At 70.8% G+C, this 22,535-nt stretch carries 20 protein-coding genes and 2 tRNA genes; 13 read left to right on the forward strand and 9 right to left on the reverse strand.

From position 1 onward, the window contains the following. Positions 1 to 382: 382 nt before the first annotated feature. The 4 genes from SSQG_RS25865 to SSQG_RS25880 all read left to right on the forward strand — a co-directional run bounded on the left by SSQG_RS25865 (position 383) and on the right by SSQG_RS25880 (position 4,397). A complete protein-coding gene (locus tag SSQG_RS25865; protein ID WP_039933622.1) occupies positions 383 to 991 on the forward strand; it encodes a M48 family metallopeptidase in 609 nt (202 codons plus the stop codon). A 183-nt stretch (positions 992 to 1,174) separates the two neighbouring features. Next, positions 1,175 to 2,932, forward strand: coding sequence for a TerD family protein (locus SSQG_RS25870; protein WP_003992816.1), 1,758 nt, complete (start codon positions 1,175 to 1,177; stop codon positions 2,930 to 2,932). 11 nt (positions 2,933 to 2,943) lie between these two features. Further along, positions 2,944 to 3,624: an AIM24 family protein gene (locus SSQG_RS25875; RefSeq protein ID WP_003992817.1), complete on the forward strand. Its 681-nt coding sequence runs from the start codon at positions 2,944 to 2,946 to the stop codon at positions 3,622 to 3,624. A gap of 17 nt (positions 3,625 to 3,641) precedes the next feature. Next, positions 3,642 to 4,397, forward strand: a complete 756-nt coding sequence (locus SSQG_RS25880; protein WP_003992818.1) for an AIM24 family protein — start codon at positions 3,642 to 3,644, stop codon at positions 4,395 to 4,397. Between the two features lie 167 nt (positions 4,398 to 4,564). Here SSQG_RS25880 and SSQG_RS25885 read toward each other — a convergent pair whose 3' ends face one another. Both SSQG_RS25885 and SSQG_RS25890 read right to left on the reverse strand, forming a co-directional pair. Next, on the reverse strand, positions 4,565 to 5,092 hold the full coding sequence (locus SSQG_RS25885; protein ID WP_003992820.1) for an NUDIX hydrolase: 528 nt from the start codon (positions 5,090 to 5,092) through the stop codon (positions 4,565 to 4,567). Continuing rightward, on the reverse strand, positions 5,089 to 6,546 hold the full coding sequence (locus SSQG_RS25890; protein ID WP_003992821.1) for a zinc-dependent metalloprotease: 1,458 nt from the start codon (positions 6,544 to 6,546) through the stop codon (positions 5,089 to 5,091). Before SSQG_RS25890 ends, SSQG_RS25885 begins: the two co-directional genes overlap by 4 nt. 192 nt (positions 6,547 to 6,738) lie before the next feature. Between SSQG_RS25890 and SSQG_RS25895 the strand changes: the two genes are divergently transcribed. The 4 genes from SSQG_RS25895 (at position 6,739) to SSQG_RS25905 (ending at position 9,918) form a co-directional block, all read left to right on the forward strand. Next, positions 6,739 to 7,860: an SDR family oxidoreductase gene (locus tag SSQG_RS25895; RefSeq protein ID WP_003992822.1), complete on the forward strand. Its 1,122-nt coding sequence runs from the start codon at positions 6,739 to 6,741 to the stop codon at positions 7,858 to 7,860. 121 nt (positions 7,861 to 7,981) lie between these two features. Continuing rightward, positions 7,982 to 8,443: a molybdenum cofactor biosynthesis protein MoaE gene (locus tag SSQG_RS25900; RefSeq protein WP_039933624.1), complete on the forward strand. Its 462-nt coding sequence runs from the start codon at positions 7,982 to 7,984 to the stop codon at positions 8,441 to 8,443. Positions 8,444 to 8,559: 116 nt separating this feature from the next. Then, positions 8,560 to 8,724 (forward strand): hypothetical protein, encoded by a 165-nt coding sequence (locus SSQG_RS41935; RefSeq protein ID WP_003992824.1) that lies wholly within the window; start codon positions 8,560 to 8,562, stop codon positions 8,722 to 8,724. Between the two features lie 102 nt (positions 8,725 to 8,826). After that, positions 8,827 to 9,918: a YlbL family protein gene (locus tag SSQG_RS25905; protein ID WP_003992825.1), complete on the forward strand. Its 1,092-nt coding sequence runs from the start codon at positions 8,827 to 8,829 to the stop codon at positions 9,916 to 9,918. Between the two features lie 130 nt (positions 9,919 to 10,048). Here SSQG_RS25905 and SSQG_RS25910 read toward each other — a convergent pair whose 3' ends face one another. Further along, positions 10,049 to 10,591 carry a PPA1309 family protein gene (locus tag SSQG_RS25910; protein WP_039935432.1) on the reverse strand — a complete coding sequence of 181 codons (543 nt, stop codon included), beginning with the start codon at positions 10,589 to 10,591 and terminating at the stop codon, positions 10,049 to 10,051. A 163-nt stretch (positions 10,592 to 10,754) separates the two neighbouring features. On the opposite strand from SSQG_RS25910, the gene SSQG_RS25915 reads away from it, so the two are divergent. The 4 genes from SSQG_RS25915 to SSQG_RS25930 all read left to right on the forward strand — a co-directional run bounded on the left by SSQG_RS25915 (position 10,755) and on the right by SSQG_RS25930 (position 16,170). Beyond that, positions 10,755 to 13,691 (forward strand): UPF0182 family protein, encoded by a 2,937-nt coding sequence (locus tag SSQG_RS25915; RefSeq protein WP_078506923.1) that lies wholly within the window; start codon positions 10,755 to 10,757, stop codon positions 13,689 to 13,691. 57 nt (positions 13,692 to 13,748) lie between these two features. Then, positions 13,749 to 13,822: transfer RNA gene (locus tag SSQG_RS25920), tRNA-Met, on the forward strand. Between the two features lie 234 nt (positions 13,823 to 14,056). Next, positions 14,057 to 15,880: a tetratricopeptide repeat protein gene (locus tag SSQG_RS25925; protein WP_003992828.1), complete on the forward strand. Its 1,824-nt coding sequence runs from the start codon at positions 14,057 to 14,059 to the stop codon at positions 15,878 to 15,880. Positions 15,881 to 16,096: 216 nt separating this feature from the next. Continuing rightward, positions 16,097 to 16,170, forward strand: a tRNA-Met gene (locus tag SSQG_RS25930). Between the two features lie 48 nt (positions 16,171 to 16,218). On the opposite strand, the gene SSQG_RS25935 is transcribed toward SSQG_RS25930, so the two are convergent. From SSQG_RS25935 to SSQG_RS25950, 4 genes are all read right to left on the reverse strand, one after another. Next, positions 16,219 to 17,349: an ABC transporter substrate-binding protein gene (locus tag SSQG_RS25935; protein WP_003992829.1), complete on the reverse strand. Its 1,131-nt coding sequence runs from the start codon at positions 17,347 to 17,349 to the stop codon at positions 16,219 to 16,221. Continuing rightward, the gene (locus SSQG_RS25940) at positions 17,346 to 18,209 is read right to left on the reverse strand and encodes an ABC transporter permease (RefSeq protein WP_003992830.1); all 864 of its coding nucleotides are present in this window, start codon (positions 18,207 to 18,209) and stop codon (positions 17,346 to 17,348) included. Before SSQG_RS25940 ends, SSQG_RS25935 begins: the two co-directional genes overlap by 4 nt. After that, on the reverse strand, positions 18,206 to 18,973 hold the full coding sequence (locus SSQG_RS25945; protein ID WP_003992832.1) for an ABC transporter ATP-binding protein: 768 nt from the start codon (positions 18,971 to 18,973) through the stop codon (positions 18,206 to 18,208). Before SSQG_RS25945 ends, SSQG_RS25940 begins: the two co-directional genes overlap by 4 nt. Positions 18,974 to 19,106: 133 nt before the next feature. Continuing rightward, complete coding sequence (locus SSQG_RS25950) at positions 19,107 to 19,523, reverse strand: Fur family transcriptional regulator (RefSeq protein WP_003992833.1); 417 nt, start codon at positions 19,521 to 19,523, stop codon at positions 19,107 to 19,109. Positions 19,524 to 19,668: 145 nt separating this feature from the next. On the opposite strand from SSQG_RS25950, the gene SSQG_RS25955 reads away from it, so the two are divergent. Then, positions 19,669 to 21,120, forward strand: a complete 1,452-nt coding sequence (locus tag SSQG_RS25955) for a catalase (protein ID WP_039935434.1) — start codon at positions 19,669 to 19,671, stop codon at positions 21,118 to 21,120. 85 nt (positions 21,121 to 21,205) lie between these two features. Here the strand turns inward: SSQG_RS25955 and SSQG_RS25960 are convergent, their stop codons facing one another. Both SSQG_RS25960 and hisN read right to left on the reverse strand, forming a co-directional pair. Continuing rightward, positions 21,206 to 21,598 carry a CBS domain-containing protein gene (locus SSQG_RS25960; RefSeq protein WP_039933626.1) on the reverse strand — a complete coding sequence of 131 codons (393 nt, stop codon included), beginning with the start codon at positions 21,596 to 21,598 and terminating at the stop codon, positions 21,206 to 21,208. A gap of 131 nt (positions 21,599 to 21,729) precedes the next feature. Next, positions 21,730 to 22,530: a histidinol-phosphatase gene (gene hisN, locus SSQG_RS25965; RefSeq protein ID WP_003992836.1), complete on the reverse strand. Its 801-nt coding sequence runs from the start codon at positions 22,528 to 22,530 to the stop codon at positions 21,730 to 21,732. Between the last annotated feature and the right edge of the window lie 5 nt (positions 22,531 to 22,535).

The following is a 22,535-nucleotide window of genomic DNA, read 5'->3' on the forward strand; positions in this document are numbered from 1 at the left end:
TCGCCAGGTCCATCGGGCCCAGTGTCATCGCATGCGCCGGTGTCATCCCGAACTGCACGGTGTTGAGGTCGCGCCAGCCGCGCCTGAGCGCGGGCTTCACCATCGGATGCATGAAAGGGCCCCCGTATGTCATAGATCATCCCCATATGTCGGCTTGGCGTGAACGCAGCCCGAGACCGGCCGCACGTGCGGCCCCTGGTCCCGGACCGACCCGCCCAGCGCTTCGCCGACAACAGCCAGCATGCCCAAACCCGCCGCAGGCTGCCGGAAGTTGTCCACAGGCACGTGAAATCGTCGTACAAATCCGGCGGCCGGAGGGGGCATCGGCAGCGAACCGTCCTGGAGCCGGGACTTACCCGGGTGCAGCGGGTAACGTCGGGGCGTGTCCGCCGACCCACTGCACCGCGCCGGAAAGCCACACCGCAGCACGACGAGCCAGCCGCCGAGCGGCTCGGGGGCGAGCGCGATCGAGGTCCGCAGGAGCAGCCGCCGCCGCAGAACGGTCTCCGCGTACCGCGAGGGCGATCGCACCGTGGTGCTCATCCCCGCCCGGATGTCCGAGGCGGAGGAGCAGCGGTGGGTGAACGTCATGCTCGACAAGCTGGCGGCCCAGGAGAGCAAGCGGTCCCTCGGCGACACCGAGCTGGCCGCGCGGGCCCGGCAGCTTTCGGACCAGTACTTCGCCGGGCGGGCCCGGCCCGCCTCGGTGCGCTGGGTGACCAACCAGAACACGCGCTGGGGATCCTGCACCCCGTCCGAGGGCAGCATCCGCCTGTCGCACCGTCTCCAGGGCATGCCCGAGTACGTCGTCGACTATGTCCTCCTCCACGAACTCGCCCATCTGCTCGTCCCCGGACACGGCCCCCGCTTCTGGGAGTTGCTGAAGGCCTATCCGCGCACGGAGCGGGCCCGGGGCTATCTCGAAGGCGTCGTCGCCGCCGAGCGGTTGCCGCACGTGCCCGGTGCGCGTGGTGAACGCCCGGCGGAGTGAGCGGCTGGGGGAGTGAGCGGCTGGGGGAGTGGCCGGGGTGAGTGACCGCTTTCCCGGGGCGAGCAGCGGATACGGCCGGGCGCGGATTCTGTACCGGGTCTGTACCGACGGCGTCCGGTGTCAGCGTTTGCCGTTAGCCTGGCGCGACGCAATCACGTTCTGGATGGGGGACGGTCGTTACGCATGGCCAGGGAATTCCAACGCGGCCACAAGGCCAGGATCAGTGACCTCACCGCGGGCACGGATCTGTACGTAGGCGTGCAGATCTCGGGCCCCGGACTGAGCTTCGACATCAGCTGCTTCGGCCTCGACGCCGACGAACGGCTCTCGGACGACCGGTACTTCGTCTTCTACAACCAGCCGAAGTCCCCCGAGGAGGCCGTTCAGCTCCTGGGCGCCCAGGCGGGCGACACGGAGAGCTTCCGGGTGACGCTCGACCGGATCCCGGCACAGATCCAGAAGCTGTCCTTCACGGCGACGCTCGACGGCGCCGGGCAGATGTCGCAGATCGCCCCCGGCTACATCCGTATCGTCGCGGGCGGCGAGGAAGTGGCCCGCTATCCCTTCAGCGGCTCGGAGTTCTCCACCGAACGGGCCGTCATGCTGGGCGACTTGTACCTGAAGGACGTCTGGCGGTTCGCCGCCGTCGGGCAGGGCTTCGACGGCGGACTCGACGCGCTGCTGAAGAACTTCGGCGGCGAGGTGGCCGAGGAGGAGACGCCCGCGCCCGCCCCCCAGCAGCCGCAGGCCGGCACCGCCCCGGGCTTCGCACCGCCCGCGTTCGGCGTCCCCGCACCTCCGGAACCCGCCCCGGCACCCGCGCCCGCCCCTGCGCAGGCACCGCCCCCGGCCCCCGCGCCCCAGCCCGCCGCGCAGGGCTTCGCGCCCCCGGCGGGCGCCACGCCGCCTCCGGCGCCGGGTCCCGCTCCCCAGGTGCACGCCGCCCCGACCATCGTCGCGCCCATGACCCCCCAGCCCGGCGGCTCCCCGGTGCCACCCCCGGCCCCGGCGCCCGCGCCGTACGGCCAGCCCGGCCGGCAACAGCCGCCGTACGGCCAGGCCCCCGGCCAGACGGCCCCGCCGCCCCCTGGTTACGGCTACCCCCAGGCGCCTCAGGCGCCCCAAGCGCCCCAGGCCCCGGCCCCGCCGCCCGGTTACGGCCAGCCCACCCCGCCCCCCGGCTACGGCCAGCAGCCGCCGTTCGGACAGCCGGGACAGGCCCCGCAGGCCCAGGCCCCCTACGGCGCTCCCCAAGGGGCTCCCCAGGGCGCTCCGCAGGGCCCCGGCGTGGCCGGGGCGCTCCAGCAGTTCAAGGAGACCCCCACCGGGCAGCGCTGGACACAGCAGAACAAGAAGCTCGTGCGCGTGGACCTCGGCATCGGCGGTCAGCCCGTGTTGGCCCGGCAGGGCAGCATGGTGCTCTACCAGGGCAAGGTCGACTTCAGCTACAAGGGCGCCGGCTTCGCCGGCCGGATCGTGGGCAACGCGACCGGCCAGGAGATGCAGCTCATGCGCTGTACGGGCCAGGGACAGGTGTTCCTCGCCGAGAACTCGACCATGCTGCACCCCATCGAGCTCCAGGGCGACGCCGTCTGCGTCTCGGCGGAGAACGTCCTCGCCTTCGACGAGACCCTCCAGTACGAGGTCCGCCGCATCGAGGGCCACGGCATTCCCGGGGGCGCCCTGTTCACGATGCAGTTCCAGGGCACCGGCACGATCGTCGTCAAGACGCACGGCACGCCCGTCGTCCTGCCCGTCACACCCACCACCTTCGCCGACTGCAACGCCGTGGTCGCCTGGTCGGCCGCCGCCCAGGTCGTCGTCTCCAGCCAGGTGCGGATGCGCCGCAACGCCTACCCCGGCGACACCGGGGAGAGCGTCAATCTCCAGTTCCGGGGTGCGCCCGGCAACTTCATCGTCGTCCAGCCGTACGAGGTCTGAGGGAGCCCGTCATGACACAGCAGCTCGCGGGCCACGCCCCCGCACCCGTCACCGCCCGCATGGAGAACCACGGCAACCACATGCTGAAGGTCGCCATGCAGACCGGGAACGACCTCCTCGCGCGCGTGGGGTCGATGGTCGCCTACGAAGGGTTCGTGCAGTACGAGCCCAACCCGCCGGCCGTACGCCAGATCGCCAAGGACTGGATGACCGGCGAGGGCGCGCCCCTCATGAAGTGCTCCGGCGACGGACTGCTCTACCTCGCCGACTACGGCGCGAACGTCGTCGTCATCAACCTGGGCGGCGACGGCATCTCCGTCAACGCCACCAACCTGCTCGCCTTCGACGCCCATCTGACGTGGGGCATCGAGCGGGTCAAGGGCCTGGCGAAGTTCGCCGGACAGGGACTGTGGAACACCAGGATCTCCGGGCAGGGCTGGGTCGCGCTGACCTCCCGGGGCAAGCCCATCGTCGTCGACTGCGGAGGCGGCGAGGACGAGACGTACGTCGACCCCGACGCCCTGGTCGCCTGGTCCCCGAACCTCAAGGTGAAGGGCAAGCGCAGCTTCCGGGCGCAGTCGCTGATCGGCCGCGGCAGCGGTGAGGCCTACCAGATGGCCTTCTCCGGTCAGGGCATCGTCGTCGTCCAGCCCAGCGAGGACAGCACCGACCGCCTCCGGGTCCGGGGCTGAGGGGGAGCCAGAAAGCCATGCAGAGCCCGATTTTCGCCTACAACGAGCAGCAGACCCAGGACCGCTGGAGCCTGCAGAACAAGCAGATGCTGCGCGTCGCCCTGGAGGGGCACGACGACATCCTGGCCCGCAAGGGCACCATGGTCGCCTACCAGGGCCTCGTCGAGTTCGACGCCGAGTACCAGAGCAACGACCAGGCACGCGCGCGTGCGCACACCGGTGAGGGACTCGACCTGATGCGCTGCCACGGGCAGGGCACGGTCTACCTCGCCAACCTCAAGCAGCACATCCACGTGATGGAGGTGGAGCAGGACGGCCTCACCGTCGACAGCAGCTACGTGCTGGCGATGGACTCCTCCCTGCACCACGAGGTCGTCGCGGTCGACAGCATGTACGGAATCTCCGGCTCCGGGAAGTACCAGCTCAACATCACCGGCCGGGGCAGGGTCGCCCTGATGACCTCGGGCATGCCGTTGCTGTTGCAGGTGACGCCGGACAAGTACGTCAACTGCGACGCCGACGCGATCGTCGCCTGGTCGACGAGCCTGCGGGTGCAGATGCAGGCCCAGACGCACTCCTCGGGGGTGTGGCGGCGCCGCGGCAGCACCGGCGAGGGGTGGGAGCTGAGCTTCATGGGCACCGGCTTCGCCCTGGTCCAGCCGAGTGAGCTGCTGCCGCCGCAGGGCGCACAGATCGGCTCGGGTCTCGCCGCGCAGTACGGCATGGGCCAGCAGGGGGCCCGGGGGCAGAACCAGGGCAACGTCTGGAGCTGATCGCTCCGCGGGTTCGGCCGACGGGGTCCAGGGGGCTGCGGACCGGTTCTCGGCTGCAGGCCGTGTGTGGCTGGTCGCGCAGTCCCCGCGCCCCCTCAGAGAGCTCAGCCCGCCGTCGGGACCGAAGGCAAGGGGCGGCCGCCACAGCGGTCGCCCCTCGCACATGCTCAGGCCGCAAGCCTCGCGCGCGTCGCCTCCAGCAGACGTACCACCGACTCGTCGGCCACGTCCGCGACCTCGTCGTACCCGAACCAGCGCACGTCGAGCGATTCGTCGCTGACGGCGTGCGCGGCGCCCGGTGGTGCCACGACCGCGTACTGGACGTCGAAGTGGCAGTGGCAGGGCGGCGGGATCGGGTGCCGGTCCAGGCGCACCGGGCCGCCCGGCAGCAGCGACAGACCCGAGACGCCGGACTCCTCCGTCGCCTCACGCAGCGCCGCGGCCGCCAGGGAGGAGTCGCCCGCTTCGCAGTGGCCGCCCATCTGAAGCCACATCCGCAGCTTCCGGTGCAGGGTCAGCAGCACCCGGCCGGCCTCCGGGTCGACCACCAGGGCGCTCGCCGTGATGTGGCCCGCCCGGCAGGCCTTCCACAGGCCGTCCGGGTGCTCCGCCAGGTGGTCCAGGTAGGCCTGGCGCAGCTCCGTCTGGTCCTCGTAGCCCTTGAGCACGAGGACCGCGTCGTCGATCAGGCTCACTCGGCGACGTCGCCCTTGCCGTCGCCCTTGCCCTCGCCGTCGTCCTTCTTCCTGAGGTCGGGCTTGTCCGCCGCCTCACCGAGCATCTTGTCCAGCTCGGAGAAGTCGATCTGCTCGCGGTGCACGAAGCCGTCCGGGTCGTCCAGGTCGGAGGCAGTCGGCAGCATGTCCGGGTGGGCCCACACGGCGTCCCGGCCGTCGACACCGCGCGCGTCCGTGAGCGAGGCCCACAGCCGGGAGGCGTCACGCAGACGGCGCGGGCGCAGCTCCAGACCGATCAGCGTGGCGAACGTCTGCTCGGCCGGACCGCCCGAGGCACGGCGGCGGCGCAACGTCTCCCGCAGGGCGTCCGCGGACGACAGACGGGGCTTCGCGGCGGCGTGGACCACCGCGTCGACCCAGCCCTCGACGAGGGCCAGAGCCGTCTCCAGACGGGCCAGGGCGGCCTTCTGCTCGGGCGTGTCCTCGGGCTGGAACATGCCCTGCTGGAGTGCCTCCTGCAGCTGCTCGGGGTTCTGCGGGTCGAACTGGCCGACCACGTCCTCCAGCTTGGCCGTGTCGACCTTGATGCCGCGGGCGTAGCCGTCGACCGCGCCGAACAGATGCGAGCGCAGCCACGGCACGTGCGCGAAGAGGCGCTGGTGGGCGGCCTCGCGCAGGGCGAGATACAGCCGCACCTCCTCCTGGGGGACGCTCAGGTCCTTGCCGAACGTCTCGATGTTCACCGGCAGCAGCGCGGCCTTGCCGGCCGGGCCCAGCGGCAGGCCGATGTCGGACGAGCCGACGACCTCACCGGCGAGCACACCGACGGCCTGCCCGATCTGCGTACCGAACATGGCGCCGCCCATCGAGCGCATCATGCCGATCAGCGGGCCGGCCATGGCCTGCATCTCCTCCGGCAGGACGTCGCCCATGGCGGTGCCGACGCGCTCGGCGACCGGGTCGACGAGCTCCTTCCAGGCGGGCAGGGTCGCCTCGACCCACTCCGCACGGCTCCAGGCCACCGCGGAGCCGGCGCCCGACGGCAGCGACGTGGCGTCGTCGAGCCAGAGGTCGGCCAGGCGGACGGCCTCCTCGACGGCCTTGCGCTCGGCGGGGCCGACACTCGTGTCCTTGGTGCCGTCAGGACTGCCCTGGGAGACAGTCTGGCGGGCGATCTGCTTGGCCATGTCCCAGTTCACCGGGCCGCCCTCGTAGGAGAGCATCTGGCCCAGCTGCTGGAACGCGGCGCCCAGGTCATTGGGGTTCAGGGAGCCGAACATGGCTGCGAACGGATTGTCCGCACCGGGGCCGCCGGGGCCGCCGCCAAAGCCTCCGGCTCCGGGCAGACCGCCGAAACCGAACGGATTGGCCGGTCCCTGACCACCACCGCTCTCCTGGTCCTTCTTCTTGCCCTCGTCGCCGTCGTCCGGCTCCTCCGGCGGAAGGCCGAATCCGAATGGGGTGTCACTCACGGGATTCCTCGGCTGGTAGGGCCGCCGGTTCTTTCCGGCGGCGCGGCTGCCCGACAACACCACCCAGCGTAGACACCCGGGGCGGATCGGGCCTCGGTGCTTCGCCGACTGACAGCCTGCGGCAGGATGGATGCCACCTGGTACGCATGCGTCGCACGCGCTCGTACTGAAGACAACCGCTGGAGACGCCCGGTGAGTTCCCCAGATCCGCAGGTTCGCGCAGCGCGAAACCAGTCAACCAGTTCCGCGAGCGCCGCGGCGCGCGGACCCGTCGTCGCGGTCACCGGCGCCGCCTACGGCGTCGGCGCCCTGCTCACGGAGCGGCTCGCCGCGTCGGACGAGGTCAAGCAGGTCGTGGCCATCGACGAGCGGCGCGGCGAGTGCGCGGCGGCGCAGTGGCACATCCTGGACGTACGGGATCCGGCCATCGCGGACAAGCTGCGCGGCGCCGACGTGGTGGTGCACCTGGCGCTGGACCTGGACCTGGAGACCGACGCGGCCGCCCGGACGGCCTACAACGTACGGGGGACACAGACGGTCCTGACGGCGGCCGCGGCGGCCGGCGTGCACCGGGTCGTGCTGTGCACCTCGACGATGGTCTACGGGGCCCTGCCGGACAACGAGCTGCCGCTGTCGGAGGACGCCGAACTGCAGGCCACGGCGGAGGCGACGGGCGTCGGCGACCTGCTGGAAGTCGAGCGGCTGGCGCGCCGGGCGCCGCGGGCGCACCCGGGGCTGAACGTCACCGTGGTGCGGCCCGCCGTCCTGGTCGGCGGCACCGACACCGCGCTGACCAGGTACTTCGAGTCCCCTCGACTGCTCGTCGTCGCCGGTTCGCGGCCCGCGTGGCAGTTCTGCCACGTCGAGGACTTGTGCAGCGCGCTGGAGTACGCCGTCCTGGAGAAGGTCGACGGGGAACTGGCCGTCGGCTGCGACGGATGGCTGGAGCAGGAGGAGGTCGAGGAGCTCAGCGGCATCCGCCGGATGGAGCTGCCGTCGGCGGTCGCGCTCGGTGCGGCGGCGCGACTGCACCGGATCGGGCTCACCCCGTCTCCGGCCGGCGACCTGGCCTACACGATGTACCCCTGGGTGGTCAGCGGCAGCCGGCTGCACGATGCCGGGTGGCGGCCCCGGTACACCAACGAGGAGGTGCTGGCGGAGCTCCTGGAGGAGGTCTCCGGCCGGCACACGGTGGCCGGGCGGCGACTGGGCCGCAAGGACGCGACGGCCGCGGGTGCCGCGGGTGCGACGGTGGCGCTGCTGGGCGCTGCGGCGGTGGTGCGGCGGGCCCGGAAGGCCCGGCGCCGGATCTGACGCGCCGCGCTGTCCCGGCCGGGCCTGTCCCGTGCCCTCGTAGGAGAGTCCAACGCGTACGCGCGCGTGCCGGTCGATGGCTCTATTCCGCGCCGTCCGTCGCGTGCGGCACGATGGAGGCATGGCATCCACGATCGATCACCCCGGTGAGCAGGCCGCGCAGGACCCGATCAAGCTGATCGGGATTCGGGACACGGCCCTCTCCGTGGACGAGGTGTTCCGGGCCGTCGGGGACGACGCGGCCGGCGGCACCGCGCTCTTCGTGGGGACGGTGCGCAACCACGACGGGGGCACCGACGTGGCGGAGCTGGGGTACTCGTGCCATCCCAGTGCCGAGGCCGAGATGAGGCGGGTCGCCGAGAAGGTCGTCGCCGACTTCCCGGTGCGGGCGCTGGCGGCCGTGCACCGGGTGGGAGACCTCCGGGTCGGGGACCTCGCCGTGGTCGTCGCCGTCTCGTGTCCGCATCGCGGAGAGGCCTTCGAGGCGTGCCGGAAGCTGATCGACGATCTGAAGCACGAAGTGCCCATCTGGAAGCACCAGAAGTTCTCGGACGGCACCGAGGAGTGGGTCGGCGCCTGCTGATCCGGGAGGCGGCCGCTCCGGTTGCGTAACCGCACCCCTGGCGTGAGCGTTGTCACTGCGGATGGTTAATCTGCTGATCAGTCAGTTGCGGACGCTCAAAGGGGTTGGAGGTCGGCATGGCGGCGCTCGCCTGGTTGCTGATTCCGCTTGTGGCTGCGATCGGCGGCGGCCTCTGGGGCAGTTGGGCCAACCGGACCAGAAAGGCCCGTGGCGACGGCCCGGAACTCATCGGGTACGCCCGCTTCCGGGAGGCCATGGAGAAGCCCCGACCGGGTAGCTGAATGCCGGAAAAGCAGCAGGTCACAGTGGTTTGAGAGCTCAGGGCCGCCCCGGACGGGCGGCCCTGACGGTGCGCTGACAGGACCGTCCCGTACTGTCGAGTCATGCCACGCCGCACCGCGACGATGCTCGCCTCCACCCTGATGCTGATCGCGCTTCTGTGCGCGGGAGTGTTCATCCCCGTGCCGTATTCGGAGATGTCCCCGGGGCCCACGGTGAACACGCTCGGCGATCACGACGGCGAGCCGGTGCTGCAGATCGCGGGGCACAAGACCTACGCGACCAGTGGCCATCTGAACATGACCACGGTCCGTGTCACGAGCGCCGACTACCGGATGAACCTCGTCGAGGCCGTCTACGGCTGGCTCGCGCACGACAACAAGGTCGTGCCGCACGACACGCTCTACCCGGACGGCAAGACCGAGGAGCAGTCCACCCAGGAGAACGCCGAGGAGTTCAGCCAGTCCCAGGAGAGCGCCAAGGTGGCCGCGCTGAAGAAACTCGACGTCCCGGTGAAGTCGTGGGTGATCGTCTCGACGGTCGTCAAGGACTCCCCGGCCGAGGGCAAGCTGCACGCCGGGGACGTGATCAAGGCCGTCGACGGTACGGCGGTGAAGCAGCCGGCCGACGTGGCCGAGCTCGTCACGAAGCGCAAGCCGGGCCAGGACGTCCGCTTCACGATCGTGCCCGCCAAGGAGCAGGCCGCCGCGGAGAAGGAGAAGCGGACACCGACCAGGACGCAGGGGATCACCATCACCACCACGACGTCGGACGACACCGGCGAGAAGCGCGCGATCGTGGGGATCTCCGCGGGTACCGACCACACGTTCCCGTTCACCGTCGACATCAAGCTGGCCGACGTCGGCGGGCCGAGCGCCGGTCTGATGTTCGCGCTCGGCATCTACGACAAGCTCACGCCGGGCAGTCTGACCGGGGGCAAGTTCGTGGCCGGCACGGGGACGATCGACGACCGGGGCAAGGTCGGGCCGATCGGCGGCATCGAGATGAAGACCGTGGGCGCGCGGGCGAAGGGCGCGCGGTACTTCCTGACGCCCGCCGACAACTGCGCCGCCGCGGCCAAGGACACCCCCGAGGGCCTCACCCTGATCAAGGTGGACACCATCGGGGACGCCCTGGGCGCCCTCAAGGATCTGCGCAGCGGCGACACCGCCGCTCTGCCGAAGTGCGGCGGCTAGTGCGGCCGGCCCCGAGCCGGCGGTAGGCAATGCGGCCGACCGGAACCGGCGGCAGGTAGCGCGGTCGACCGGAACCGGCGGCAGGTAGTGCGGCCGGCCGGAGCCCGGTCCGGGCCGCACGGTCGCCCGGCTACTCCTCGAACGTCGCCGCCAGGGCCTGCGCCAGCCCCGGCACCAGGTCGGAGCCGGTGAGGACCTCCGTGGGGGAGTCCTTCTCGCGCAGCCGCAGAGCCGACTCGCGGGTGCCGTCGCGCTGGACCGCGACCGTCATCCGGACCTCCTGGCGCTCCGGGTGCTCCGCCACCCACTTCGACAGCGCGGCGTCGTCGAGGTTCTGGGGCACCTGGGCCTCCGCGGACGGCGGCAGCATCAGGCGTTCCACGGCGAGGGCGCAGCCGACCACCGCGTCGGGCCAGGCGATGGTGGCGAGGAACTCGTCGAGCGGCTTGCCCGTTGGAACCTCGTCCTGCTCGATCGGGGTGAGGCCGGAGTTCTCCGGCTCCTCGTCCAGACCGAGCCGGTCCGCGAGCGAGGGCTGTTCGGCCCGGAGCCGTGCGGTGTCGACGAGGGCGAAAAGGCGGGCGGGCTGGTCCCAGCCGAGGCCGGAGACGTACTCGTCGATCTCGAGGACGGCCCGGGTGAGCGGGTTCGCAGCCATGGGAGTGTTGGACATGGTCACAATCCTGCCTCGTTCCTGACCGGAATCGGGAACCGAGTAAAGGGTGAGTAAGTTGCATAGGTGGGGGCCCACGATCACGGGGGCCGCGCAGGGTCCGTGAAGACGCGGGCCTGACGAATCAACAGCGACATTCGAGGTGCGCACCTTGGCTTTCCAGATGCCGGACCGCGGCGGAGGCCCGACGGGGCCGCGGATCAGAGTGGGCCGCCCGTCCCGGCGAGTCCGGACCCTGCTCATGACGCTGGGCGTCCTGGCCGTCCTCGGCATGGCGTTCACCATGTTCGCGGGCTTTTGGACGGACTGGCTCTGGTACCGGTCGGTGAACTACTCGTCGGTCTTCACCACCACCCTGTGGACCAAGATCGGGCTCTTCTTCGTCTTCGGTCTGCTCATGGCCCTCGCGGTCGGCTTCAACATCTGGCTGGCGCACCGGCTCCGGCCGCCGCTCAGCGCCATGTCGATGGAGCAGCAGAACCTCGACCGCTACCGGATGGGCATCGCGCCCTACAAGAAGTGGCTGCTGCTCGGGATCACCGCCCTGGTCGGGCTGATCGCCGGCGCCTCCGCGTCGGGCCAGTGGCGGACCTGGCTGATGTGGGTCAACGGCGTGCCCTTCGGGCAGAAGGACCCCCAGTTCAAACTGGACGTCGCCTTCTACGCCTTCGACCTGCCCTGGTACCGGTTCCTGCTCGGCTTCGGCTTCGCCGCCGCGATCCTGTCCGTGATCGCCGCCGCGCTCACGCACTACCTCTACGGCGGGCTGCGCGTCACCAGCCCGGGCGCCCGCGCCACGGCGGCCGCCACCGGGCACCTGTCGGTGCTCATCGGTGTCTTCGTGGCCCTCAAGGCGGTCGCGTACTGGCTCGACCGGTACGGACTCGCGGTCAAGTCCAGCGACTTCCGCGCGACCGACAACTGGACGGGCCTGAGGTACGTCGACGCCAACGCCTACCTGCCGGCCAAGACGATCCTGTTCTGCATCGCCGTCATCTGCGCGCTGCTGTTCTTCGCCACCCTCTGGCGGCGCACCTGGCAGCTGCCCGTGATCGGCTTCGGCCTGATGGTGCTCTCCGCGATCCTCATCGGCGGCCTGTACCCGGCGATCGTGCAGAAGTTCCAGGTCCAGCCGAACGAGCAGGCCAAGGAAGCGCCGTACGTCGAGAAGAACCTCGAGGCGACGCGCAAGGCGTACGGCATCGACGGCACCAAGGTCACCGACTACTCGGGCACCAGCAAGACCGAGGACAAGACCAAGCTGCGCGACGACGTCGACTCCACGGCGAGCGTCCGGATCATGGACCCGAACATCGCCTCGCCGACGTTCCAGCAGCTCCAGCAGATCAGGAACTACTACGCGTTCCCGACCAATCTGGACGTCGACCGCTACGCCAAGGACGGGAAGGACCAGGACACGGTCATCGGCCTGCGTGAGCTGAACCTCGCGGGCATCCCGAAGAAGAACTGGATCAACAACCACTTCCGTTACACCCACGGCTTCGGAGCGGTCGCCGCCGAGGGCACCAGCGCCGACGCCCAGGGCCGGCCGGTCTTCACGGAGTCCGACCTGCCGTCCAAGGGTGACCTCGGCACGTACGAGCAGCGCGTCTACTACGGCGAGAAGACCACCACGTACTCGATCGTCGGCGGTCCCCAGAAGGAGATCGACTACTCCGACGACAACGGCGAGAAGACCACCAGCTACAAGGGCGACAGCGGGGTCGACCTCTCCAACCCGGTCAACCGGGCCGCGTACGCGGTGGCGTTCGGCGAGCCCCAGATCCTCTACTCCGGTGCCATCGGCGACGGTTCGCGGATCCTGTACAACCGCACGCCCAAGGAGCGCGTCGAGTCGGTCGCCCCGTGGCTGACCATCGACGGCGACGCCTACCCGGCGGTGGTGGACGGCCGGATCCAGTGGATCGTCGACGCGTACACCACGACGAACGGATACCCGTACTCCTCGCGTACGACCCTCGGCGACACCACGGCCGACTCGCTGACCGCCACCAACGACAACCGCGCGGTGGTGGCCCAGCAGAACCAGGTCAACTACATCCGCAACTCGGTGAAGGCGACCGTCGACGCGTACACCGGCAAGGTCAAGCTCTACCAGTGGGACACCAAGGACCCGGTCCTGAAGACCTGGATGAAGGCATTCCCGGACACGGTGGAGCCCAAGAGCGACATCTCCAAGGGCCTGATGGACCATCTGCGCTACCCGCAGGACCTGTTCAAGGTCCAGCGGGAGCTGCTCACCCGCTACCACGTGAAGGACGCGACGACGTTCCTCAGCGGCAGCGAGGTGTGGCAGGTGCCGGACGACCCGACGAACCGTTCGGGCAGTGCGGTGCCGCCGTACTACCTGAGCATGAAGATGCCCGACCAGCAGGCGCAGGCGTTCTCGCTGACGACGACCTTCACGCCCAACGGCCGGGACAACCTCAGTGCCTTCATGGCGGTCGACGCGGAAGCCGGCACCAGTGACTACGGCAAGATCAGAATCCTGAAACTGCCGACCAACACCACGGTGAACGGACCCAAGCAGGTCCAGAGCCAGTTCAACTCCCAAGAGGACATCGCCGAGTCCATCAGGCTCCTGAGAGGCGGCGACTCCGAGGTGGAGTACGGCAATCTGCTGACGGTCCCCCTCGACGGAGGACTGCTCTACGTGGAGCCGGTCTACGTACGCGGTGGTGGACTGAAGTACCCGCTGCTGCGGAAGGTCCTGGTGACCTACGGAGGCCAGACCGCTTTCGAGAACACGCTCGACGAGGCCCTCAACAAGGTCTTCGGAGCGGAGGGCACGAGCCCCGAGCCGCCGGCCGACGGGGATACGACACCACCGCCGACGTCCGACAACCCGACGGTCCAACAGGCCCTGGAAGACGCCCAGAAGGCGTTCGACGCGGGCCAGGACGCCCTGAAGAAGAACGACTGGGAGGCGTACGGCCGGGCGCAGAAGGACCTGGAGGACGCCCTGCGGCGGGCCGAGGACGCGCAGACCTCGGCGAGCCGGCCCGGCGGTGCCGGGGGCGGCGAGAGCAAGCCCAGCGGCAGTCCGAGCGGCAGTCCGAGTCCAAAGCCGAGCAGCTAGCGCCCTGGCCTGGTCAAATGCCCGTCCCGCGCCGTGATACGGTTGTGAACACAACGGCGCGGGGTGGAGCAGCTCGGTAGCTCGCTGGGCTCATAACCCAGAGGTCGCAGGTTCAAATCCTGTCCCCGCTACTGAAGTCGCGATGTCCGAGTGACAGTGCGACACCGAAGGCCCGGATTCCACACAGGAATCCGGGCCTTCGTGATGTGTGAACGCTTGTGCTGCGGCGTGCTGTGGCCGCGCCGCCGGGGGGAGTTGTGCAATCTGTGTTTGACTTGTCTCTCTGTGGGCATGTCGACAAAACGCTGTAGTGACCTCAATGGCTGCGGTATACCAGGTGTACCCCGGTTGCGGGTGGTGCGACGATGGACGTTATGGGGGACAAGGCAACTCTGTTCGAGACAGGGCGTTTTGTGCAGCCTTCCAGCCGGGAGGACACCGACACCCCGGACGAGACCGGGGAGATCGCCGACGAGGCGGCCGAAGAGCTGCGTCAGCGGCTCGCCGCGGAGGCCGGCGACGTCGAGGCGATGAGTGTCCTCGGGGCCATGCTGCTGCGCCGTGGTGATCTCGACGGTGCCGAATCCCATCTGCGTGCCGCCACCGCCGCCGGCGACCGTGCCGCGGCCAACAACCTCGGAGTCCTCCTCCACCAGCGCGGTTACGCCGACGAGGCCGCCGGCTGGTGGCGGATCGCCGCCGTCGCCGGATCCGCGGCGGCCGCGCACGCCCTCGGCCGGCACCACCGCGAGCGCGGCGACGAACCCGCCGCCGAGTACTGGCTGCGCCAGTCCGCCGAACAGGGCCACACCCTGGGCGCGTACGCCCTCGCCGACCTGCTGGAGCACCGCGGCGACGCCGCGGCCGCGCAGTGGCTGCGGGTCGCGGCCGAACGCGGGCACCGGGAGGCGGCGTACCGGCTGGCGCGGGCGCTGGACCGGAACGCGACACGGGAGGCCGACGGTGACAACGGTGTCCCGGCGCAGGCGGAGGCCGAGCAGTGGTACCGGCAGGCCGCCGCGCGCGGCCACCGGCGGGCGGCGCTGCACCTCGGGGCGATCCTGGAGAAGCGCGGTGAGCTCAAGGAGGCCGGGCGCTGGTACCTGACGTCCGCCAAGGACGGCGAGGCGCGGGCCGCCTGCGCCCTCGGATTCCTGCTGCGCGACGCGGGCGACACCGAGAACGCGGCCGTGTGGTGGCTGCGGGCCGCCCAGGACGGCGACGGCAACGCGGCGAACGCGCTGGGCGCACTGCACGCCGAGCGGGGCGAGACCCAGACCGCCGAGCGGTGGTACCGGGCCGCGATGGACGCGGGCGACGTGAACGGCGCGTACAACCTGGGGCTGCTCTGCGCCGAGCAGGGGCGCACCCAGCAGGCCGAGCAGTGGTACCGGCGCGCGGCCTACGCCGGGCATCGGGAGGCCGCGAACGCGCTGGCGATCCTGCTGCTGCGGGGCGGGGACGAGTCGGGCGCGGAGCCGTGGTTCTCCAAGGCCGCGGAGGCCGGCAGCGTGGACGCCGCCTTCAACCTGGGCATCCTCCACGCCGGCCGGGGCGAGGAGCAGGCCGCGCTGCGCTGGTACGAGCAGGCCGCCGCGGCCGGGCACACCGAGGCGGCGCTCCAGGTCGGCATGGCACGGCTGCGGGACGGCGACGAGCAGGAGGCCGAGCGGCACCTGCGATGTGCGGCCGGAGGCGGGAGCGCGGAGGCCGCGTACCGGTTGGCCACCGTGCTCGACGCGCGGCGGCCCCCGGAGCCGGCGCACGAGCTCGGAGAGCCGGTGCACCGGCGCAGCGAATGCGAGGAGTGGTACGAGCGGGCGGCCTCGCAGGGCCACCGGCGGGCGCAGGTGCGGGTGGGCATGCTCGCGGCGGCCCGGGGTGACGTCGTCGAGGCGGCCCGGTGGTACCGGGAGGCGGCCGAGGCCGGGTCCCGCAACGGTGCGTTCAATCTCGGGCTGCTGCTGGCCCGGGAGGGGAGTGAGCCCGAGGCCGCCGTGTGGTGGACGCGGGCGGCCGATGCGGGGCATGGGCGGGCGGCGCTGCGGCTGGCCCTGGTCTACGCGCGTCGGGGGGAGCTGGCGGAGGGGCAGCGGTGGGCTGATCGGGCCGTGTCGCTGGGGCCGGTGTCGGTGACGGAGCGGGCGGAGCGGTTGCGGGATGCGTTGCGACAGGAGCTGTCTGCTTGACGCCGGGGTCGTGAGCGGGTGCTCGGCGTCGGTGCTGGGGGTGGGTGCGCAGCCCGGCGTGGCGGGGTGCCGCTGCGCCCACCCGTGCCGCCCCAAGCGGCACGACTGCCTGCGGCTAGGTCGGCCGTGCGCCTGCGGCTAGGTCGGCCGTGCGCCTGCGGCTCACTAACCGATTTGCATCTGCCCTCTCCGCTCACGTAACGTTGCATTCACCGACGCGGGGTGGAGCAGCTCGGTAGCTCGCTGGGCTCATAACCCAGAGGTCGCAGGTTCAAATCCTGTCCCCGCTACTGAAGGCCGAGGGCCGGAATCCGAAAGGGTTCCGGCCCTCGGTGTGTTCAGCGGCGGTGGCCCACCGCCTCCTCGTAGAGGGAGCGGGTCACCGTCCGCGACTCCGGGAGCGAATCACCCTCCGCCACTCCCTGGGCCCGGTACGCCGCCTGGAGGCGGTCCGTCGTGCCCCTGCGGATCTCCCAGTCCATGCGGAGCGACGGGGTGGAGCGGAGGATCGCCGCGTCGGTCTTCAGAAGGTTCGCCAAGTATGTGACGTAACTCTCCTTCTGTTTGTAGTCGGTGGCGAAGTACGTGTTCACCGTGCGGATGTACGCCCGCAGCAGGGCCACCCCCGCGTCCACGTCGTCGTTCAGCAGGCTCGGGCCGTACAGCATGCCGCCCAGGGGCTCGCCGGCCGGCTGGCCGCCCAGGAAGGCGTAGCCGGGTTCGCCGTCGACACGTCGCCACACCGGGTCCAGCAGCCACGCCGAGTCGACGCCTCCGTTCTGCAGGGCCGTGAGGACGTCGGCCGAGCCGAGTTGCTGGTAGCGGATCCGGTCGAGGCCGCCGCCGTGCTGCTCCAGGGCCTGTTCCATGGGGTAGGCGATCACCGAGCCCTTGCCGATCATCGTGCCGAGTCTGCGGTCGGCCATGCGCACGGAGGTCGCCGTCTCCCCGTCCTTCAGCCGGACCCACAGGCCGCTCCTGGACTTCGGGCCGGGGGAGAAGTTGCCCGCGACCCAGCGGATGGTGAAACCGCCCCGGATGCCGTTCATCACGGCCGCCTCCGGGGCCGCCCAGAGGGCGTCGACCTCGCCCTTGGCCAGCAGCGGAAGTGCCTCGGGTGTCGGCAGTACCTTCAGGGTGACGTCCAGGCCCTCCTTCTCGAACTCGCCCTTGTCCAGGGCGACCCGCAGTGGTGCCACGTACTCCGCGCCGAGGGTGCCTGTCGCGATGGTCAGCTTCCGGGTCTCGGGGAGGGGTCGCGCGGGCGGGGAGCCCGGGCGGCAGCGGGCCGGTGAGCGGTCGGGGGCGAGGTCGGCGGGGTCCGTCCAGGAGCCGGTGCCGCAGCCGTCGACCGGGCGGACCGTGCGCGTCCGCTCGTCCGCCTCCGGTGCCGAGGTCCCGGAGGACGGGGACGAGCAGGCCGCCGTCACCAGCAGGGCGCCCAGGAGCAGGGCGAGATGTCGCCTCATGACTGCCCCCGTCCCCGGTCGCGCGGTGCCCACGGCGTGAGCAGCCGCCCGGCGAAGCGGACCAGTTCGGAGAAGAGCACGCCGAGGACGGCGACGCAGACGATGCCGACGAACATCACGTCGTTCTGGAAGAGCGCCCGGGAGTCGAAGATCAGGTGGCCCAGGCCGTCGCTCGCGGCGATCTGCTCGGAAGCGACGATGACCAGGACCGCCACGCCCGCCGCGATCCGCGCGCCGACCAGGACGGCCGGCAGGGAGGCCGGAAGCAGGACGTGGCGGAACATCTGCCACGGGGAGGCGCCGAAGACCCGGCCGGCGTCGCGGTGGCCGTCGGGGACCGCCATCACCGCCGACATCGTGGAGATCCAGACGAAGAAGAACACCGTGGCCGCCACCAGGGCCACCTGCGGTCCCTCGCCCAGGCCGAACATGTTCAGGAAGACGGGGAGCAGGGCCAGCTTCGGGACGACGTACAGCGCGTCGAGGAGCGGTTCCAGGGCGGCCCGTACCAGCGGCAGGGAACCCATCAGCAGGCCCAGCAGGTAGCCCGCCGCCGTGCCGACCGCATAGCCGGCCAGGACGCGCCGGGTGGTCGCCCACACGTCCGGCCACAGATCTCCGGCCGCGGCCCGGTCCCAGCCGTCCACGAGGATGGTGGACGGCGCCGGGTAGACCCGTTCGTCGATCCAGCCCCGGGCGGCCGCCAGCTGCCAGAGCAGCACCAGAAGGGCGGGCACGGCCGCGGCGAGGGACAGTTCCAGGGTGCGGCGGCGGCGATGGGTGCGTACGGGGCGCAGTTCGCGCGGGCCCGGGCGGCGGACCAGGACCGAGCCTCTCGTCTCGGGAGCGACCGTGGTCATGCGGGCACCGCCTCCTTCCGCAGCAGGTCCCACAGCTCGCTCTTCAGCGCGGAGAACTCGGGGGTGGCGCGGACGTCGCCGGTGCGCGGGCGTGGGAAGGGCGGGCGGTGCTCGGCGATGATCCGGCCGGGGCGGGCGGACATCACCAGGACGCGGTCGCCCAGGACGATGGCCTCCTCCAGGCTGTGGGTGATGAACAGCGTCGTCGTACGCAGTGCCTGGGTGAGCTCCAGCAGCTCGTCCTGGAGGATCGTGCGGAGCTGGGCGTCCAGGGCGGCGAAGGGCTCGTCCATCAGCAGCAGTTCGGGCTCGACCGCGAGGGCGCGGGCGATGGCGACCCGCTGCCGCATGCCGCCCGAGAGGGTCGCGGGGTAGGCGTGTGCGAAGTCGGCGAGTCCCAGGCGGGACAGCCAGCCGGCGGCCCGGGCATCGGCCTCCCGGCGCGGGACGCGCTGGACGTCGAGCCCGAAGCGGACGTTGGCCTGGACGGTCTTCCAGTCGTAGATGCCGTAGTCCTGGAAGATCATGGCGGCCGGGCGTGGGCCGGCGGTGCGGATCTCCAGCGTGCCGTTGCTGGGCCGGAGCAGTCCGGCGGCGATACGCAGCAGGGTGGACTTGCCGCACCCCGAGGGGCCGACGAGGCAGACGAACTCGCCGGGTGCGACGGTCAGGTCGAGGGGGCCGAGGGCGGCGACCGCACGGGGGCCCCGGCCGAAGGCGCGCGTCAGGTCATGGGCGATGACTTTCGGATACGGCTCTCCCACTTCGGTCTCCTCGCGGAGTGCGGAACGGACTGGTGGGTGCCGTTGACCATATGACGACCCGTCAGATACGGGAAGTGTGCGGGCACGGCCAAGCCCCGGCACCGAGGGGTGCCGGGGCTGTCGCGCGGGTGGGTCAGGCGGCCGCGCAGTTCGGGCAGACGCCGCGGTACGTCATCTCGACGTCCGAGATCGTGAAGCCGAAGCGCTCCGAGTCGGGGAGGTCCGCCATCGGGTTGCCGACCGGGTGGACGTCCCGGATCGCGCCGCAGTGGGCGCAGACCAGGTGGTGGTGCGGCTGGTGCGCGTTCGGGTCGTACCGCTTCGCGCGCTGGTCGGTGGAGACCTCGAGCACCTCGCCGAGCGACACGAGCTCGCCGAGTGTGTTGTAGACGGTGGCCCGGGAGATCTCGGGCAGCTTGGCGACAGCCCGGGCGTGGACCTCGTCGGCCGTCAGATGGACGTGCTCGCCGTCGAGGACCTCGGCCACGACACGTCGCTGCGCGGTCATCCGCCAACCGCGTCCGCGCAGCCGTTCCAGAAGGTCACTCATAGCCACCAGCCTAACAGCAAAAGGGACCAGGTCCCGAACAGGTGTGAAGTTAGAGTCCCACTTGCTTTAGACAATGTCTATTGTAGGATCGAGAGTGACTTTGGTCGATGGACAGGATCGGTCAGGAATGGCGCAGGAGGCGTACGTGACGCAGGGACCGCTCACCACGGAGGCCGGTGCCCCGGTCGCCGACAACCAGAACAGCGAGACCGCGGGCGCGGGCGGGCCGGTACTCGTCCAGGACCAGCTCCTGCTGGAGAAGCTCGCCCACTTCAACCGGGAGCGCATCCCGGAGCGCGTGGTGCACGCCCGCGGCGCCGGCGCCTACGGCACCTTCACGGTGACCGCCGACGTCACCCCGTACACCCGCGCCGCCTTCCTCTCCGGGATCGGCAAGGAGACGGAGACGTTCCTGCGCTTCTCGACGGTGGCCGGCAACCTGGGTGCGGCGGACGCCGTCCGCGACCCGCGCGGCTTCGCGCTGAAGTTCTACACCGAGGAGGGCAACTACGACCTCGTCGGCAACAACACCCCGGTGTTCTTCATCAAGGACGCCATCAAGTTCCCGGACTTCATCCACACCCAGAAGCGCGACCCGTACACCGGGTCCACGGAGGCGGACAACGTCTGGGACTTCTGGAGCCTGTCGCCCGAGTCCACGCACCAGGTGACCTGGCTGTTCGGCGACCGCGGCATCCCCGCCTCCTACCGCCACATGGACGGCTTCGGCTCGCACACCTACCAGTGGCAGAACGAAGCCGGCGAGGTCTTCTGGGTCAAGTACCACTTCAAGACCGACCAGGGCATCAGGAACCTCACCCAGGCCGAGGCCGACCGGCTCGCCGGTGAGGACCCGGACTCCCACCAGCGCGACCTGCGCGAGTCGATCGAGCGCGGCGAGTTCCCCACCTGGACCGTGCAGGTGCAGATCATGCCGGCGGCGGACGCGGCGACGTACCGCTTCAACCCGTTCGACCTGACCAAGGTCTGGCCGCACGCCGACTACCCGCCGATCGAGATCGGCAAGCTGGAGCTCAACCGCAACCCGGAGAACATCTTCGCCGAGGTCGAGCAGTCGATCTTCAGCCCCGCCCACTTCGTGCCGGGCATCGGCCCCTCCCCGGACAAGATGCTCCAGGGCCGCCTCTTCGCGTACGGCGACGCCCACCGCTACCGCGTCGGCATCAACGCCGACCACCTGCCGGTGAACCGGCCGCACGCCACCGTGGCGCGCACCAACTCCCGTGACGGCCACCTCTACGACGGCCGCCACCGGGGCGCGAAGAACTACGAGCCGAACAGCTTCGGCGGCCCGTTCCAGACGGACCGTCCGCTGTGGTCCGCCACGGCCGTGCACGGCGTCACGGGCAACCACCCGGCCCCGGTGCACGCCGAGGACGACGACTTCGTGCAGGCGGGCAACCTCTACCGCCTGATGAGCGAGGACGAGAAGGAGCGGCTGATCGCCAACCTGGCGGGCTTCATCGCCAAGGTCTCGCGGGACGACATCGCAGGGCGGGCGATCGACAACTTCCGTCGGGCCGACGAGGACTACGGCAAGCGGCTGGAGGCCGCGGTCCAGGCCCTGCGCGGCTGAACTCCAGCGCTGGACCGCTTGCGGTAGAGACGGGCCGGGCCCCCACGACGGGGCCCGGCCCGTCCGCGCTGTGCCGTGGGTGCCGTCAGGCGGGCACGTGCTGCCGCGCCGGTACCCAGCAGCGGATGATGTCGCGGACCGAGACGATGCCGGCGGGTTCGTCGCGGTCCAGCACGATGAGGTGGCGGAAGCCGCCGTGGGCCATGGCGCGGGCCGCCTCCTCCAGGGTCCAGGCCGGCGCGGCGAACACGACGTCGGTGGTGGTGTGGGCGTGGACGCGCTCCTGGTCCGGGTCCTGGCCCAGGCCCACGGAGTTGAGGATGTCGCGTTCGGTGAGGATGCCGATGCCGCCGGCGTCGGGGTCGTGGACGATGGCTGCGCCGACCTTGCGGGCGGACATCAGCGCGGCGGCCTGGCGAAGGGTGTGGGCCGGGCCGATCGTGAGGACGACGGTGGTCATGGCGTCACGGACGAGCATGGATGGAGCCACCTCCTGGGAGTGTCCCCGCCGTTTGTTCATTTTTTCACAAATTCACAAGCGGGTGGACTCTCAGGGTGGCAGGTAAAGGGAGGGTCAACAAGGGGGCGCACGGTAACAGCAGGGGGTGCTCAGTAGCGCTGGTTGAGATACCCGAGCAACTCGTCGTGCAACAGGCCGTTCGACGCGGCCGCGTTGCCGCTGTGCGGGCCCGGGCGGGAGTCGAGTCCCGTGAACGTGCCGCCGGCCTCCGTGACGATGATCGCGGTCGCGGCCATGTCCCACAGGGACAGCTCCGGCTCGGCGCACATGTCGACGGAGCCCTCCGCGACCATCATGTACGGCCAGAAGTCGCCGTACGCGCGCGTGCGCCAGACCTCGCGGGTGAGGTCCAGGAAGCCGTCCAGGCGGCCCTGCTCCTCCCAGCCGCTGAGCGAGGAGTACGCGAAGGAGGCGTCGGCGAGCTTGCCGACCTGCGAGACCTTGAGCCGGGAGGCCTTCGTGAGGCTGCGGCCGGTGAAGGCGCCATGGCCCTTCGCGGCCCACCAGCGGCGGCCGAGGGCGGGGGCGGAGACCACGCCGACGACGGGCTGGAAGCCACCCTCCCCGGCTTCCATCAGGGCGATGAGGGTGGCCCAGACGGGGACGCCGCGGACGTAGTTCTTGGTGCCGTCGATGGGGTCGATCACCCAGCGGCGGGGGCCGGTGCCCTCGACGCCGTACTCCTCGCCGAGGATCGCGTCCCGGGGGCGGGCGCGCTGGAGCTGGCCGCGGATGAGTTCTTCGGCGGCCCTGTCCGCTTCGCTCACCGGGGTCATGTCCGGTTTGGTCTCGACCTTGAGGTCGAGGGCCTTGAACCGGTCCGTCGTCGCGGCGTCGGCGGCGTCGGCGAGGACGTGGGCGAGACGCAGGTCGTCGAGGTAGTCGGGCATGTGTC

Origin of the sequence: Streptomyces viridochromogenes DSM 40736 (genome assembly GCF_000158955.1) — a bacterium.
Taxonomy (GTDB): Bacteria; Actinomycetota; Actinomycetes; order Streptomycetales; family Streptomycetaceae; genus Streptomyces; species Streptomyces venetus.